Source organism: Collinsella sp. TF12-2AT (genome assembly GCF_003436735.1).
In the GTDB taxonomy this organism is placed as follows: Bacteria; Actinomycetota; Coriobacteriia; order Coriobacteriales; family Coriobacteriaceae; genus Collinsella.
Genome location: NZ_QSQK01000012.1, coordinates 23,019 through 37,731, shown reverse-complemented (window position 1 = coordinate 37,731; position 14,713 = coordinate 23,019). Strand labels below are relative to the sequence as shown.

Genomic DNA, 14,713 nt, shown 5'->3' with positions numbered 1-14,713 from the left:
CGGCCCTTGGTGAGGATGTCCCAGACGGCGCTGGAGTGGTCCTCGGTGTGGATCCAGTCGCGGACGTTCTCGCCCTTCCCGTAGAGCTTGGGGCGCACGCCGTCGATTATGTTGGTGATCTGGCGCGGGATGAACTTCTCCACGTGCTGGTAGGGGCCGTAGTTGTTGGAGCAGTTGGAGATCGTGGCGCGAAGGCCGTAGGTACGGGTCCATGCGCGCACGAGCATGTCGGAGGAAGCCTTGGTCGAGCTGTACGGCGAGCTCGGGTGGTACGGCGTCTCCTCGGTGAACTTCGCGGGGTCGTCGAGCGCCAGGTCGCCGTAGACCTCGTCGGTGGAGACGTGGTGGTAGCGGACGCCGTATTTGCGGACGGCCTCCAGCAGGCGGAAGGTGCCCTCCACGTTGGTGCGCAGGAACGGCTCCGGGTCGGCGATGGAGTTGTCGTTGTGGCTCTCGGCGGCGTAGTGCACGATCGCGTCGTGGCCGGGGACCAGCCTGTCCAGCAGCCCGGCGTCGCAGATGTCGCCGACGACGAGCTCGACCCTATCCTCGGGCAGCCCGGCGATGTTCTCGGGGTTGCCGGCGTAGGTCAGCTTGTCCAGGACGGTGACGTGGACGCCCGGGTGGTTGTTCACGACATAGTGGACAAAGTTGCTGCCGATGAAGCCGCAGCCACCCGTGACGATGATGTTCTTCGGTTCGAAAATGTCTGTCATATTTACCTCCTCTTAGCCTCGCTGGCCACATTCAAAAGATACTTGCCATATGCGGTCTTCTTCAGCGCTTCGCCCAGTTCATATAACTGTGTATAGTCGATAAATCCGCGACGATAGGCGATTTCTTCCAAGCATGCGATGTAATATCCCTGGCGGCTCTGGACAGCCTCCACGTACTCGGCAGCCTTCAAAAGACCTTCGGGCGTGCCCGTATCCAGCCACGTCATGCCTCGGCCCATCAGCTCGACCGACAGTTGACCTTTATCTAGATAGGCGTTGTTGATGCTCGTAATCTCCAGCTCGCCGCGTGCGCTCGGTTTAACGTTTGCCGCGATGTCGGAAACTTGCCCATCATAGAAGTACAGCCCTGGTACTGCATAGTTCGACTTTGGGGCCTCGGGCTTTTCCTCAATGCCGACAACCCGATGATTCTGGTCGAACTCCACCACGCCAAAGGCGCTTGCGTCTTGCACGGGATACCCGAAAACAACGGCCCCGCCGCGACCTTCCACTCTCTCTTTTGCGCGCGTAAGCAAGCGAGTGAGGTCTTGACCATGGAACATGTTGTCACCCAGAACCAGCGCACACGGCTCGCCGGCAAGAAAGTCGCGCCCGATAGTAAAAGCCTCTGCCAGACCGCGAGGCACGGCCTGCTCGGCGTATTCTAGTCGCATTCCCAACTCGGAGCCATCGCCGAGAAGCTCCCTGAACGCCGGTAGGTCACGCGGTGTCGAGATGACAAGCACTTCGCGTATGCCCGCCAGCATCAACACGGACAACGGGTAGTACACCAACGGTTTATCGTAGATCGGCAGCAGCTGCTTGCTCATCGCCTTGGTTATAGGATGCAGACGAGTACCCGACCCGCCCGCGAGGATTATGCCTTTCATATCCCCTATCATCCTTTCAATAGCCAGCCTATTACGAAGTGGTCAAACTAAAGGTAATTAAATAATTTACAGCTTCCTCCTAAGAGCTTCACTTCCCAGCCAGAACCCATCCCTTGAACAGCCTCAGATCCTCGGCCGTCGTGATCTTGATGTTCGCGGTCGAGCCCTTCGAGAACCATACACGCTCCCCCATCGCGAACATCAGGCTCGTGGTGTGCGGCTCCACCTTGTCCAGAAGGCCGCGGCGGGCGCCCTCCTCGTAGACCCACTTGGCGTATCCGTAGCGCAGCGCCTGCGGGGAGTTCAGGCACATGACCTCGTCGCGGTCCACGAACTCGCTCGTTCCCTCGCCGTCGCCCGGGGTCGCGGCCAGGTACACCTGGCTGTGCGCGGGGCTGGCGTTGCCGTGCAGCCCGCAGACGCGTATCGCGTCGGAGATGACCTCGTCGGACACGAACGGGCTGGCGCCGTAGTGGACGAGCACCTGGTCGTCGTCGGAGATCTCGCCCTCGAGGTTCCTGAGGCCGCTGATGACGGAGTCCTGGAACTCCCTGCCGCCCTCGGCCACCCAGCGGACCTTGTCGAAGCCGCCGGCGTCGCAGATGGCGCGCAGCTCGTCCTCGTAGCCCTTGCGGCAGACCACCTCTATCGCGTCGACCTCGGGGTGGTTCTGGAACCTCTCGATGGTGTAGGACAGCACGGGGCGCCCCAGGACCTCTATGAACTGCTTGGGCACGTCGGCGCCCACCCGGGTGCCGCGGCCGCCGGCTAGTATTATCGCTACGTTCATCTCTAATTATCTCCATACATCTCGAGCGCAAGCGGGAGGTAGAGGTTGAGGGCGCGCCAGCTCCGCAGCATGAAGAAGCCGTCCTCGCCCAGCGTGTCCTTGAACAGGCACCAGCACATCCAGTACCAGGAGCACAGCGCGAACACGCCGTAGGCGTGGCGCCTCTCCCCGGGGCTCGGCTCGCGCCCGAAGTACAGCGCCAGGATCTCGTCGCCCTTCTCGCGCGAGAGCCCGTCGCGCACCACCATGGTCGCCAGGTCGTTCATCGGGTCGTTCATGCCCGCGTACTCCCAGTCGATCATGCAAAGGCCCTCGTCGCCGACGATCCAGTTGACCGCGTACGTGTCGTTGTGGCAGAGCACCTTCGGCCACTCGTCGAGCTCCACGTGGTGCCATACCCGGACCAGGCTGTGCCTCAGCCCGGCGAGGCGCCCCACGGCCTCGCCCTTCCTCGGGGACGCGAGCTCGAGCAGGCGGTCGCCCTCGGAGAGGAGGTCGACCGCGAGCGCGCAGGAGGCGCCGCTCTCGTGGAACGCGCGGATCTGCCCCACGCCCGCCGCGAGGTCCGCGGGGTTCTCGTAGTCGAAGGAGCGCGACGAGGGCACGAAGCGCGAGAGCTTCCAGCCCTCGGGGCTGATGTCGATGACGGAGGGGTCGATGCCCAGCTCCATCGCCGTGCGCTCGGCAACCACCTCGGCGTCGCGGTCGACCAGGGCGGAAGAGCTCACGCCCGGGTGCCTGTAGACGTACTTCTCGTGCCTGAGGTGGAACGAGAACGAGACGTTCGTCAGGCCCGCGTTCAGCGGCTTGATGTGGGTTATCTCTTCGGGTTCGCACGAGAGCAGGCTGCAGATGTTGGCGATTGCGGCGGGGCTCACGTTCGCGAGCACGCCGTCCTCGCCGAGCTCCTCCATGCTGTCGAACTCGAGCATGCCCTCGGGGGCGGCGGAGGCGAAGAGCGGCAGCTCGTCGGCATGCCGGCCCCAGAACTGCTCCCACAGGAGGCCCTTGACGCCGATGTAGCCGCGCTCTCGGTCGTAGAGCCCGAAGAACCGCTCCGCCCACTCGGGCGCGATATAGGCCGCGCCCACCATGCAAGTGCCCGAGGGGGCTCCGCAGCGGAGGTTCGCCAGCCGCCCGTCGGCGCAGACGTCAGCGACCAGCTCGCGCGTGGCGTCCCCCTGCTCGCGCACCATGCGCACGGAGCGGTCCCCGCCGCCGAAGCCGACGAACGGGTTCTCAGCGTACCAGTGGTCGGCGCAGCACAGGAAGGAGCCGCCCAGGCGGCCGCGAACGAGGTCCAGGCTCGAGAGGTTCGACTCGTCTGCCCAGCGGGTGCTCAACACCAGGTCGACGCCGAACCTGTCCTCGAGGTAGAAGAAGCGCTCCTTCTCGTAGCCCACAACCACGGCGATGTCCTCGACGCCCGCCTCGCGAAGCTGGCGGATCTGCCGCTCGATGAGCACCTCGCCCTTGTATTCGAAAAGCCCTTTGGGCTTGTCGTAAAGCGGCGGGAAGAACTGGGACGATTTACCGGCGGCAAGGATAATCGCGGTTTTAACCCTGTTGCTCATTGGAATTTTTCCTCCGTATGTCTCTCAAGCCCTCGATAAACGAGAAGGCGCGAATTAACAGCACAACGGTTTCCGTAACAGCAGTCGCATAGCAAATGTTCAGCGCGTTCAGTTGTCCATAAATCCAGAGCACGACAAGGAAAAGAACTTGAATTACCGCTCCAGCGACCACAGAAGAGTTTGAGACTCCGGCCTTGCCCATAGGAGTAAGGGCCGGGAAACCTAGGAGATATGAGGCGAGTGAAATCGGAATGAGCGTGATAAGGATTCGCAGATAGTCTCCGGATTCAGCGTACCCTTCACCAAAGAACCACTCGCATAGCCCAGGCGCAAAGACGGCTACAACAATGCATGCGGGTACGAGCAGGACTTCGCCAAATACGATGATTTTGACCAGAAGACGGTAGTTCTTAGTTCTGATCATATAGGGAAACATGCTATCCGCAATTGGCGATGAAAGCCCTTTTCCTGCATTTACCGCATTGGTGCAAGCCGTAAAACGCCCTAGCTCAGCGGAGCCAGGAGAGACGACTCCCAAAACCATGGTGTTCAAGGAGGAATAGAACGTAGAGGCAACTCGTGAAACAAAATACTGCGCAGAATCCTTCATGCTTCTCCACACATCGGAGACCCCGATGTGACAAAGACAGACTCCGTATTTGCCGCGAAGATGGAATAGTAGAAAGATGTCCGCAATTGCAGAACCTAAAAAATAAAGGAGAGGAACGAGCATGTACTGCGTCGAATCCTTGACGAACACGAAAACGCCTACCAGGAACACGCTCTTTACGACAAGGGTGCTAACCGTCACCATTTTCATATCTTCTAAGCCGCGGTAGGCAAAATCAGGCAACAGCGCACTTGCAGCGGCATAAAGTAAATAAAAAAAATAGAGAAGAGGGTCTTCAGCAAATTGTGGAACGGTAAGGCATAAAACCGCCAGCACCAGACCGCATAGAAGCGCAAGCACGATTTTCGCCAAGGACGCAGCAGTCAATGCTACGGAAATCTTCGCCCGGTCAAGTCCAGCACGGGACACCTCGGCAGTTGCTGAGAGGATAAACCCAAAGTCAATAATTAGGTAAGCATAAGAATAGAATGCCGTCCCGAATCCGATACGGCCATACACTTCCGGACCTAGAACGCGCGTAAGGTAGGGCAAGGCTATAAAGCTAAATAAATAGGAGGTCGCCAACAATATATACAGAGCGAGCGTATTGCCCGCAAGTTTTTTATCAGCCAAGAATGTCCCCAACCGTCGATCCGTTTTTAGATAAGGAAATAATCATTTGAGCAACCTGTTCGTCACCATGGCCATCATCCTGAAAGCCAATTAAGGAGAAGAACCGATCAAGTGCCTTGCGATAGTCCATTTCGTCAAACCCACGAGCGTTAGCGATAAGCTCATCGCTAGTTCGAGCAACAGAGAAAGGCCGATCTTCGAGTGAATAATAGAAGCCTCTGTCGCACGAATAAGCATCAAAGTCAGGGGCATATACAAAGCCAGGCCGCCCGGTAAGCGCAAAATCCTCAAGAATAGAAGAGTAGTCGGAAACCATTACGTCAGTCGCAGCCAAAAGCTCTTGTGCATCCAGATAGTCAGTCGCATCGAGGTAGCCGTTTAAAAACTCCGGCCTGGTTAACTTCGCAATGTTTGGATGAAGCCGATAGGCAAAGACGTAATCTTTCCCAAATCTCTCCGAGATTGCTCTTATGAAAGCATCGAAATCGAACCGGTATTGATCAACCGACCAATCGGCTCTGAATGTTGGCGCGTATAGGCAAATAGAAGCATCATCATCTACCCCCAGCGTCCTTCGCACTTTCAGCCTTGCTTCCTCATCCCCAAGAATCAATGGCCTGTTTCTGGGGACGCCGCACCTGACGACAGGGCCGTCGTACCAAAACGCCGTGCGATATACATTTTCATAAAGATCGTTATCGGCGAACATCAAGTCAGTCAACGCACCATCAGCTTTTGCATAGTCCACATACTCAGGCTCAAGGTGGTCTTTAACATCGCGCTCAACTCGCTTGGGAGAAATATAGCAATGCCATGTATGAATATAAATTTGATCACTGCGCTTAAGAACGTAACGCGGTGATCGCACATTGTCGACCCAAAACCGCGCAGTAGCAAGTTCTTGCTGCGCGGCAAAACTTGTCCTGCGAACCTGCCTTATATAAGAAGGGGCGGTGCGATCTTCTTCGTTAACGAGCAGAACTAAATCAAATTCGTTTGGGCATAGTCGTTGAAGCGCCTCGGCGATATATTTCGGATTACCCAGGTAACCCCTACCCACGTTGCACATAAGGACAACTTTGTTGAACTGAGTTCTACTCGCTAAACTCAAAATCTTTCCAAGGCCGCTAAGCGCACGTCCCCTTAAATTGCTCAACTTCTAAATCCCTTCAATAATTCAACAGTCAGAACTACAGCCCTTGCCATTCGATGATTGCCACACTGGAGACAGCGAACAAGAAACCAGTTATCGAACCGTAGGGGTGTGCCGACAATACGCTCGAAGACACCGAAACGATGCATCGCGGAAGCTATTTCAGAAAAGCCATCCAGAGGGTTCCGATTAGCCACTTCATTGATTTTTTCGAGATATATGTATTGATCAACCTCACCACGTTTAGCGGCTTCTAGACAGTCATCCCCCCATTTGCTCCCGTATGCGATTAGACGTTTGTTTACACGCGCCACATCAGTTAATTGGCTAGGCTTAAATCGTGAAGTGCTTGCTCCATCATTGGGCCGGTAGAAATAAAGCGCCTCGTCCAAACAGAAAAGAGAGCTGGAAGCATCGACAATAGGAAGGAGCTGGAGTAAATCCTCGCCATGCATCAGGCCCGCATAAGCACCATAGGTTGACTCCCTATCTATGCGGCAAAGACGAAAGGCTTTGCCGCATAGATTGTTAAACCGCCCTGTACAAACGTGCTTCTTTACGATGTTGTAGCCCTCACCAGAATAGAAGCCGTCGTCAAGCGGATCGGAGTCATCGAAAGTAGAGAAATCTGACTTACGCGAATAACGAAACGAGATAATGTCAGCATTCGTGCGGTCAATTGCCTTCGAAATCAAGTCGAGCGCATCAGCTCGCAAGCAATCATCCCCGTCGAGTGAAATGACGTAATCACCTTCGGCAAGAGCGAGGCCATTTCGCCTAGCGAGAAGGAGACCTTGATTCTCTTTGTGTACGACCTTAACCTTGTCGCTAGCGGTAGCAAATTCATCGGCAATTGTGCCAGTCAAGTCGGTCGAACCGTCATCAACGACAATGAGCTCAAAGTCCTGAAATGATTGAGCCGTGACAGATTGCAGACATTCGAACAAGTATTTTTCTACATTATAAGCAGGGACGACTACTGAAAACCTCACGCTGCCGCCTCCATCGACTGGTTGTTTGTAATTTCAATAGAGCAAACTGCCTCGCGTTCGCCATATTGCCAAAGAGCGAACAGTCCTCCCAGGGCAAAACCAACGAGTACGTCACCGCCTCCGAACTGGATGAAGGAAACGATAAGGAAAATAAGGATGAACGCTTCAAACGGAGAGCCAAGTTTATCCAAGAAACACCTGTTGAGGAAGGAGCAGACCATCGCTATGAAAATGAAAAATCCAACGATTCCGAAGTCGAGAAGAACCTGGAGAAAGTACATATGAACGTTGTCCTCAGCGTATGCTAAACCGCTAATAAGAGAGACATGATTGATCGCGTTTCCTGCTCCCGCTCCAAATAGTGGGGCATCCAAAAAAGTTGGGATTGCGTAATCCCACATTCTCAATCTGCCGAGCGAACCATCATCCTGCCCCGCTTCAAGAAGACGTTCGATTACGATATTGCCGTTAGCGGCAAGCGCGATGAAAGCACAGACAATGCAGGCGACAGCCAGGAACAGCCTAAGAGAGACCCCTCGTTTGCCATTTTTAAAAACAAAGATGTAGACAAAGGCGAGAACGCAGATAATCAAACTAGCTCGCGAGGCATAAATCATCGACAGAGCAATGGCACTAAAAAAATAAGCCTTGCCACGTCGGTTGCAGTCAAAGAAAACGCAAAACATTGCCAGCCAAGAACTTTCAATATTCACCCCGCCCAAGAAGAAGGTCGGGAGCCAAGGGTGCCCCATATACTGGTTGGCCAAGAAGTAAGTGATGCGGTCATGGTAGAAGCCTAACTTGAGAAAGACGAGGCCCATCATGACAATAGCTACGGTCTGAGCTACTCTTTTCCATTGCGCAACAGTAAAATCACGCCCGAGATTATAAAAACAAGTCGCAATCATGTACATGAAAACGTAATGCCACGAGGCGGCATTGAGCCCATAGGCCAAATAATCGAAAAAAGAAATGATTAATAATGCGAGGAGCCCGATAAAAAACCACTTACCGGGCAGCATCCATTTCATTTTTAAAGTAAAAAGGCTGTATATCAGCACCACGAACATCATGAGGTGATAGGGCTTTACGGTACCGGTCTCAATACCAAATGGGCTGGAATCTTGAAAACAAAGCGCCAAAAGAAACAAAAAAGCAAGGATCATTGGGGCAGTCCAAGTTCTGCAAAGATTTCCTTTGGCACCATCAGAAGTGCCATTGGCGGCAGTCCTGATGTTACGTTCGCTCAATGTAGCAAAAGCCATATAATCACCTATTGGGCGTGAAGCAGTCGTCGATAAGCATCGCAGAAGACGCAAAAAGGAACGCGTCCCATCCTCGATATTGAAGCCGCCAGTTTTTCCTTCTTGCGCGCCTTCGGGTCGCGAATCACTGTCGCAGAATATTTCTGCAATTCCTTCCACATCGTTGCCTGAGCCGCCTTGTCCTCCTTGGGAATCTGGGAGAAAACTACGCGACAGATTGCAAAACAGCGCGAGCATGTCGCATCAGAGAGCTGTGGGTACCATTCGGTCATTTTGATGCGCATGCGTCGGGTAATCTCCAGACAGCTCGCCATTTTCTTTGGATTAAAAGTACCTCGCATGATGCTGGTAGGGCGCTGCCGATAAGCATATAGATCGGTCGCCTTCAGTACGGCGACCTTTCCGCACTCGTGAGTGAACCGATAGGCAGTCTCATCATCCTCGTAGTAAAGCCCCTCGGGGAAGTAAACCTTCTCGACAAGATTTCGCGTATAGAGTCGCCAAACAGCGCCGGCCCAACTCTTCTGGTACAGAACCTCTTCCTGGTACTGTTCTTCGCTCAGTAGCTCGTACTCGCTCGCGGCCTCAACGTCCCGCCCCAGCTCAGGTTCCTCCCCGTCAAAGAAGTCGACACCGTGTCTCATGGCCGCCATCTCTGTACCGGTCTGTTTAATGGCTCGATACAACGCCTCGAAGAAAACGGGTGAGATATAGTCATCGCTGTCGATGAACCCGACGTAGTCCCCCTCGCAAGCCTTGACACCCGTGTTGCGAGCAGCGCTGAGCCCGCCATTCTCGCGATGAACGCACTTCACACGGTCGCACGCGGCTGCATATCGATCACATATCGCCGGACAGTTGTCCGTCGAACCGTCGTCGACCAGAACTAACTCGATGTTAGGGTAAGTCTGCGCTAAGATGCTTTCGACGCACTCCTCGAGGTATCTCTCGACGTTATAGATGGGCACCACGACCGAGATTAAGGGCGGCTTGGTGGAGGCAGCCATATTAGTTTTCAATTATCGTCCCATCTCCGCTAATGCGTTGGCGTAGTAATCCTGCAGCCTAAACGCCTCGGCCCGAGAGTCAAAGCCGGAGGCGATGCACTCATCGGTGCGAGACGTGCGTTCCTTTCCACGGCTGCAGACGACGTTTATCTCTTCGGCCCACTTCTTGGCGCCGTCAGTCAGGGATATAAAGTGCCCTTGGCCGCAGAACGATGCCTCGGTCGTGATCTCACTCGAGAAAAACACTTCAGCACCCGCACACTGGGCCTCAAGACCAACAACAGGAAGTCCCTCATATAGACTCGGCAGCAGGAAACAATCCATCGCCTGGTAAAACCCGACGATGTCCTCCCTGCGACCCAAGTACATCACGCGGTCGGTAAAGCTGTTAGCGTCCATGTAGGTGAGCATCTGCTCCTTGTACTCGCCGTCGCCGATGAGCAGGAACTTTGCCTTAGGATTGAGTTTGCACAGCTCCCCCACGACCTCCATCAGGAACATGGGGTTCTTCTGCGCAGCGAACCTGCCAATGAACCCTGCGAGCAACTCATCGTCCGCAACCCCCAGCTCTGTGCGTGTCCTTGCTCGAAGGACGGGGTCGAAGGAGTTCTTGCGCGAGTCGATGGCAGTTTTGAAAACGCTAACCTTCCCCGCGTCGAAAAGAGCGTCGCCGAACTGCCAGCGGCCGCAGTCCTCGCCGCAGGACATATAATGTGTTGCAAAGAGCTTTGAGAATCTGCGCAAAATAAGCTTGAGTACGGTCTTGGGCTCGCGCTCGTTTGCCATGGACAGACTCTCGGAGATGCGCACCGGGATCCCGCACTTCTTGGCCACGCGCAATGGAAACAGATTCATCGTGCTGTTATAGGCGTGCAGCACATCGAAGTGCTCCCGCTTGAACACGTCGGCCATATCGGACATGTTCTTCGCTATATTCTGGTAAGGGGCGATGATATGGACGCGCCCGCCGCGAGCCTCAATTTCCTCGGTCGGCACGGCGTTGGAGTCGGAGTCGCAGATGAAGTGGACCTCGACCTTCTCCGGGTCGAAGTTGAGAAAATACTGCATGGAAAGCGTCTTCTTGCCGCCAGAATTCATCTTGCCTTCAATGAAGGCCACTTTAATGGGACGTATTTCACCCATTCCTACGCCCTCGCCTTCTTGAGAAAGTACTCTGTGGCGCAGGAAACGACATACTCAAAATCCTCAAGCGACATACCGTAGTACATAGGCAGACGAACCAAACGATCAGAATCGGGAGTAGTGTGTTCATCCTCTCCGCTGAAGCGGCCGAACCTCTCGCCTGCTGGAGCGGAATGCAAGGGAACATAATGGAACACGCACCCCACGCCATGTTCTTTCATGAATGTAATGAAAGAAGTTCGGGCCTCCAGATCGCGCAACTTGATATAAAACATGTGCGCATTATGCTCACAGCCCTTGGGAATGCGCGGAAGCTCCAAAAGGCCTTTTTCCGCAAGGGGTTCAAAGGCGGCGTAATAGGCTCGCCATGTTGCCAGACGATTCTCGTTGATTTCGTCGGCGTGCTGGAGCTGGGCCCACAGATAGGCTGCGTTGAGCTCGGAGGGAAGATAGCTCGAACCGAAGTCGACCCAGTTATACTTTGCGACTTGGCCGCGGAAGAACTGTGCGCGGTTGGTACCCTTCTCACGGATGATCTCCGCGCGATCGCAGTAAGCGGAATTGTTGATAGAGATGGCGCCGCCTTCGCCCATCGAATAGTTCTTCGTCTCATGGAAGCTATAGCAACCAAAGTCACCGATAGTGCCGAGAGCACGTCCCTTATAGGTAGCAATGACAGCCTGCGCCGCATCCTCGACAACTAGAAGGTTGTGGCGCCGGGCGATATCCATGATAGTATCCATCTCGCATGCGACGCCAGCATAGTGTACGGGCACGATAACACGAGTACGTTCAGTGATGGCGGACTCGATTTTCGTCTCGTCGATATTCATGGTGTCAGGACGGATATCAACGAAAACAAGTTTCGCACCAGCAAGAACAAACGCTGTTGCCGTTGAAGTAAATGTAAACGAAGGGAGAATGACCTCATCGCCAGGCTTTAGATCGCAAAGAATTGCAGCCATCTCGAGAGCACTAGTACCGCTCGTGGTCAGCAGAATCTTATTGGAGTTGAAGCGACTCTCAAGCCATTGGTTGCACTTTTTTGTAAACAGGCCATCACCAGCAATCTTGTGGTTGACCTCAACTGCCTGTTGGACAAACTGGATTTCATCCCCTACGCAAGGAGGAATATTGAACGGCACTGTTCTATTGCAAGACATTTATTTCACCTTTCTATAATTAGTGTTTCAAAAATCAACGACCGGTTTTGGAATTGCCGAACATGGCGCCAAAAGTACCTACGAAGCACTTCCAATCCATGCGGAAACAGCGATTGCGTACGTAGCGAAGCTCAATCTGTTGACGCAAGCCGCTTTCAAAGGTCGCAGCATTGCGGTCAGTCGCCTGCCATAGGCCAGTGATGCCCGGGGTGACGCTCAACAGCTCTTCCTTCTCCTCGTCGGAGAAGTGTTGCTCCAACTCTTCACGCGTGATGGGACGCGGGCCGATAACGGATAGGTCACCCTTAAGTACGTTGAGAAACTGCGGCATCTCATCGATGGAACATTTACGGATGAACTGGCCCACCTTGGTAATGCGGGGATCGTTGTCGACCTTGCGCTCGACCTCCCACTGGTTTAATTGCTCAGGGTTTAGGTACTTATGCACATCGTTAGCGTCAGTGACCATGCTGCGGAGCTTAAGCACTCGAATCGCCCGACCGCCCCTGCCCACTCGCTCTTGCGCGTAGATGGGCCGTCCCGGCGATTCTGCGCATATCGCTGCGCATACACCGGCTATAGGCATCGCGAGAAGCGCCGTGCAAAAGGCGCTGAATACTATGTCGAACGTTCTCTTGCATATGCGGTAGAAGAGGGTTCCCGTTGGTTTCCTAGACATGGGCTAACACCCCGCCATTGGAAAAATCTCGGGAAATGCCTCTAGCAGGCACCCCCCCCGTTATTACTTCAATGACTGTAAGGGCGATGATTTTTAGATCGGTAATCACGCCGCGCTTAGCGATGTACTCCAAATCACGTCGCACCATGCCATCGAAGTCCGTGTCGTTGCGGTCGGTAACCTGCCACCAGCCGGTAATGCCAGGCTTCACTGCCAAGCGCTGCAGGTCGTACTCGGTGTACTGCGCAACCTCATTCGGCAACGGCGGACGGGGTCCGACGACGCTCATCTGCCCCAGGAACACGTTCAGAAACTGAGGAAACTCGTCGATGGAGTGCTTGCGGATGAACCTGCCGATCCTGGTGACGCGGGGGTCCTCCTTCATCTTGAACATGGCCCCGGCAATCTCGTTTTGCTCCTTGAGTTCGGCGAGGCGCTCGTCGGCGTCCTTGTACATGGAGCGGAACTTCCACATGCGGAAGGTTGATAGGCTGCCGTCACGGTGGGTCTGGCCCACGCGGATCTGGCTGTAGAACGGGTTGCCCTCGCTCTCAAGGCGGATGGCCGCGGCGAGCACAAGGCTGGGTACGGCGATGACAGCCAGCACGCAGCCGCTGAACACGATGTCGAACGCGCGCTTAACGGTGCGGTAGGCAAGGCGCGAGCGATCCCAGTCCATAATGGATTGCGTGGCCCTGTAGCGGCCGACGCCCTCACGCCGGTCCATGGCCTGAGCAATCAGTGCCGCCCCCGCGGGCGCATCCGTTGTATATTGAGTTTTATCCGACACGTTCTCTTCCAACACTTCGTCCCCGGGTCGGGGATCCTCCCTGTTCTGAGTAGCGACCGTCTGCAGCTAGGCGATCGCCTTTTTAAGGTTGCGCATGACGCGCTGCTCACTTGAAAGCACGGCAAGGCAAACGCGCGTAGTTACGCGTCGGCCGCACAGGTCGAGCTCCAAATAAGCAGTGCTCTTGCGTCTGTTAATGGTTTTGATAAGGCCTTCGTGACCCAGCAGTGGGCCTGCCGTAACTACGACCTGGTCACCGTCTTTAAGGGCTTCGCTCATGGGCACTACGCGGTCTCCCCTATGCGTAAAGCTGCCAATAAGCTGGACCTCTTCTTTTGCCAGCGGCACAAACTGTCCGTCCTGGGATAACACCTTGGCAAAGTCGTCCATGCGAAGCAGATACTGTTGCACGGTGCGGGGATCTGCCGTATCGCAGATAAGATAACCGGGAAAGAGCGGCTTGGTCGTATTGACCCATTCGCCGTGTACTTTAATCTCGGTTTGAAATTGGGGATAAAAGAGCTCCTGCATGGCACCAGCCGGCACCATACGCTCAATGCGCTCGCGCATTATATCTTCGCGACCGTTAATGACCTGGATTACATACCACACGAGCACCACCCCCTTGCTGTCTTACGTGTGGCTCACGGGGTTTGGGTATGGCTTCGCCAGGGCGCTTGTGCGCGGAGGCGCTCCATATTCAAACCCTGAGCCCAGTCAGACAAGCACGTGGCTCTGCCCCACCGTGAACGGTATGTATAAATGCAGTTGCTAGAGACGCGGACGTGTATCGCAAAATGACCGCGCCCCCAGCTGACTGCGTGCGAGCCAGTCAAGCGGGTTCAAAACTGGACCGCACGCAAACAGCTGAAGGACTGCTGTGGTTTGCCAAAACAACCAATTACACTGCCGAAAGCGAACTTATAAATAGCCGCAAAAACAAGTGCAAAATCGCGCATGGCAATCGATATTGGAGCTCATGGTGTTTCTGGCACCGCCGTTACGGCCGGATGCTGATCGACCCTGTGCTATGCGGCCTGCTGGAGCCGTGAGCACAGTTGAACTCATGTACGTTAGTTATCCTAGCACAAGCTGTTAGTGAAACTGATTTGGGCTGCGTTGGACAACATATCGTTCATTTGACGTGCTCAAGGGGTTTGTTTTGGGATGTTGTTCACGTTGACGCAGGTTATTGGGGTGCTGGCAATAATTGGGAGCGTTCCTGAAGCCCAAATGGAGAAGCGAGCTGCACTGGTAATTGCGTTTGGATAACAAACTATGTACAGACATGTGAAATAAATTGTGCAA

At 54.7% G+C, this 14,713-nt stretch carries 14 protein-coding genes; all 14 read right to left on the bottom strand.

Annotation, left to right across the window (positions count from 1 at the left end; all coding sequences use genetic code 11):
• On the bottom strand, positions 1-716 hold a 716-nt coding region (locus tag DXD24_RS08205; protein ID WP_117646535.1), incomplete at its 3' end, for a dTDP-glucose 4,6-dehydratase.
• A gap of 2 nt (positions 717-718) precedes the next feature.
• Complete coding sequence (gene rfbA / locus DXD24_RS08200) at positions 719-1,606, bottom strand: glucose-1-phosphate thymidylyltransferase RfbA (protein WP_117565029.1); 888 nt, start codon at positions 1,604-1,606, stop codon at positions 719-721.
• A gap of 88 nt (positions 1,607-1,694) precedes the next feature.
• Entirely contained in the window at positions 1,695-2,396 is a 702-nt protein-coding gene (locus DXD24_RS08195; RefSeq protein ID WP_117565028.1) for an IspD/TarI family cytidylyltransferase, read from the bottom strand.
• Between the two features lie 2 nt (positions 2,397-2,398).
• Positions 2,399-3,970: a phosphotransferase gene (locus DXD24_RS08190; protein WP_117565027.1), complete on the bottom strand. Its 1,572-nt coding sequence runs from the start codon at positions 3,968-3,970 to the stop codon at positions 2,399-2,401.
• Positions 3,954-5,213, bottom strand: a complete 1,260-nt coding sequence (locus DXD24_RS08185) for an oligosaccharide flippase family protein (protein ID WP_158548980.1) — start codon at positions 5,211-5,213, stop codon at positions 3,954-3,956. The genes DXD24_RS08190 and DXD24_RS08185 overlap by 17 nt, the downstream gene beginning before the upstream one ends.
• Positions 5,206-6,324, bottom strand: a complete 1,119-nt coding sequence (locus DXD24_RS08180; RefSeq protein ID WP_255413216.1) for a CDP-glycerol glycerophosphotransferase family protein — start codon at positions 6,322-6,324, stop codon at positions 5,206-5,208. The genes DXD24_RS08185 and DXD24_RS08180 overlap by 8 nt, the downstream gene beginning before the upstream one ends.
• Positions 6,325-6,365: 41 nt before the next feature.
• Positions 6,366-7,358, bottom strand: coding sequence for a glycosyltransferase family 2 protein (locus DXD24_RS08175; protein WP_117565024.1), 993 nt, complete (start codon positions 7,356-7,358; stop codon positions 6,366-6,368).
• Entirely contained in the window at positions 7,355-8,623 is a 1,269-nt protein-coding gene (locus DXD24_RS08170) for an O-antigen ligase (protein WP_158550175.1), read from the bottom strand. The genes DXD24_RS08175 and DXD24_RS08170 overlap by 4 nt, the downstream gene beginning before the upstream one ends.
• An 8-nt stretch (positions 8,624-8,631) precedes the next feature.
• A complete protein-coding gene (locus tag DXD24_RS08165) occupies positions 8,632-9,630 on the bottom strand; it encodes a glycosyltransferase family 2 protein (protein WP_147326360.1) in 999 nt (332 codons plus the stop codon).
• Positions 9,631-9,642: 12 nt separating this feature from the next.
• Complete coding sequence (locus tag DXD24_RS08160; protein WP_117565021.1) at positions 9,643-10,773, bottom strand: glycosyltransferase; 1,131 nt, start codon at positions 10,771-10,773, stop codon at positions 9,643-9,645.
• A gap of 2 nt (positions 10,774-10,775) precedes the next feature.
• A complete protein-coding gene (rffA, locus tag DXD24_RS08155) occupies positions 10,776-11,936 on the bottom strand; it encodes a dTDP-4-amino-4,6-dideoxygalactose transaminase (protein WP_117646519.1) in 1,161 nt (386 codons plus the stop codon).
• Between the two features lie 34 nt (positions 11,937-11,970).
• Positions 11,971-12,615: a sugar transferase gene (locus DXD24_RS08150; RefSeq protein WP_117565019.1), complete on the bottom strand. Its 645-nt coding sequence runs from the start codon at positions 12,613-12,615 to the stop codon at positions 11,971-11,973.
• A complete protein-coding gene (locus DXD24_RS08145) occupies positions 12,608-13,417 on the bottom strand; it encodes a sugar transferase (RefSeq protein WP_233502365.1) in 810 nt (269 codons plus the stop codon). The genes DXD24_RS08150 and DXD24_RS08145 overlap by 8 nt, the downstream gene beginning before the upstream one ends.
• A 54-nt stretch (positions 13,418-13,471) precedes the next feature.
• On the bottom strand, positions 13,472-14,017 hold the full coding sequence (gene loaP / locus DXD24_RS08140; protein ID WP_233502364.1) for an antiterminator LoaP: 546 nt from the start codon (positions 14,015-14,017) through the stop codon (positions 13,472-13,474).
• Between the last annotated feature and the right edge of the window lie 696 nt (positions 14,018-14,713).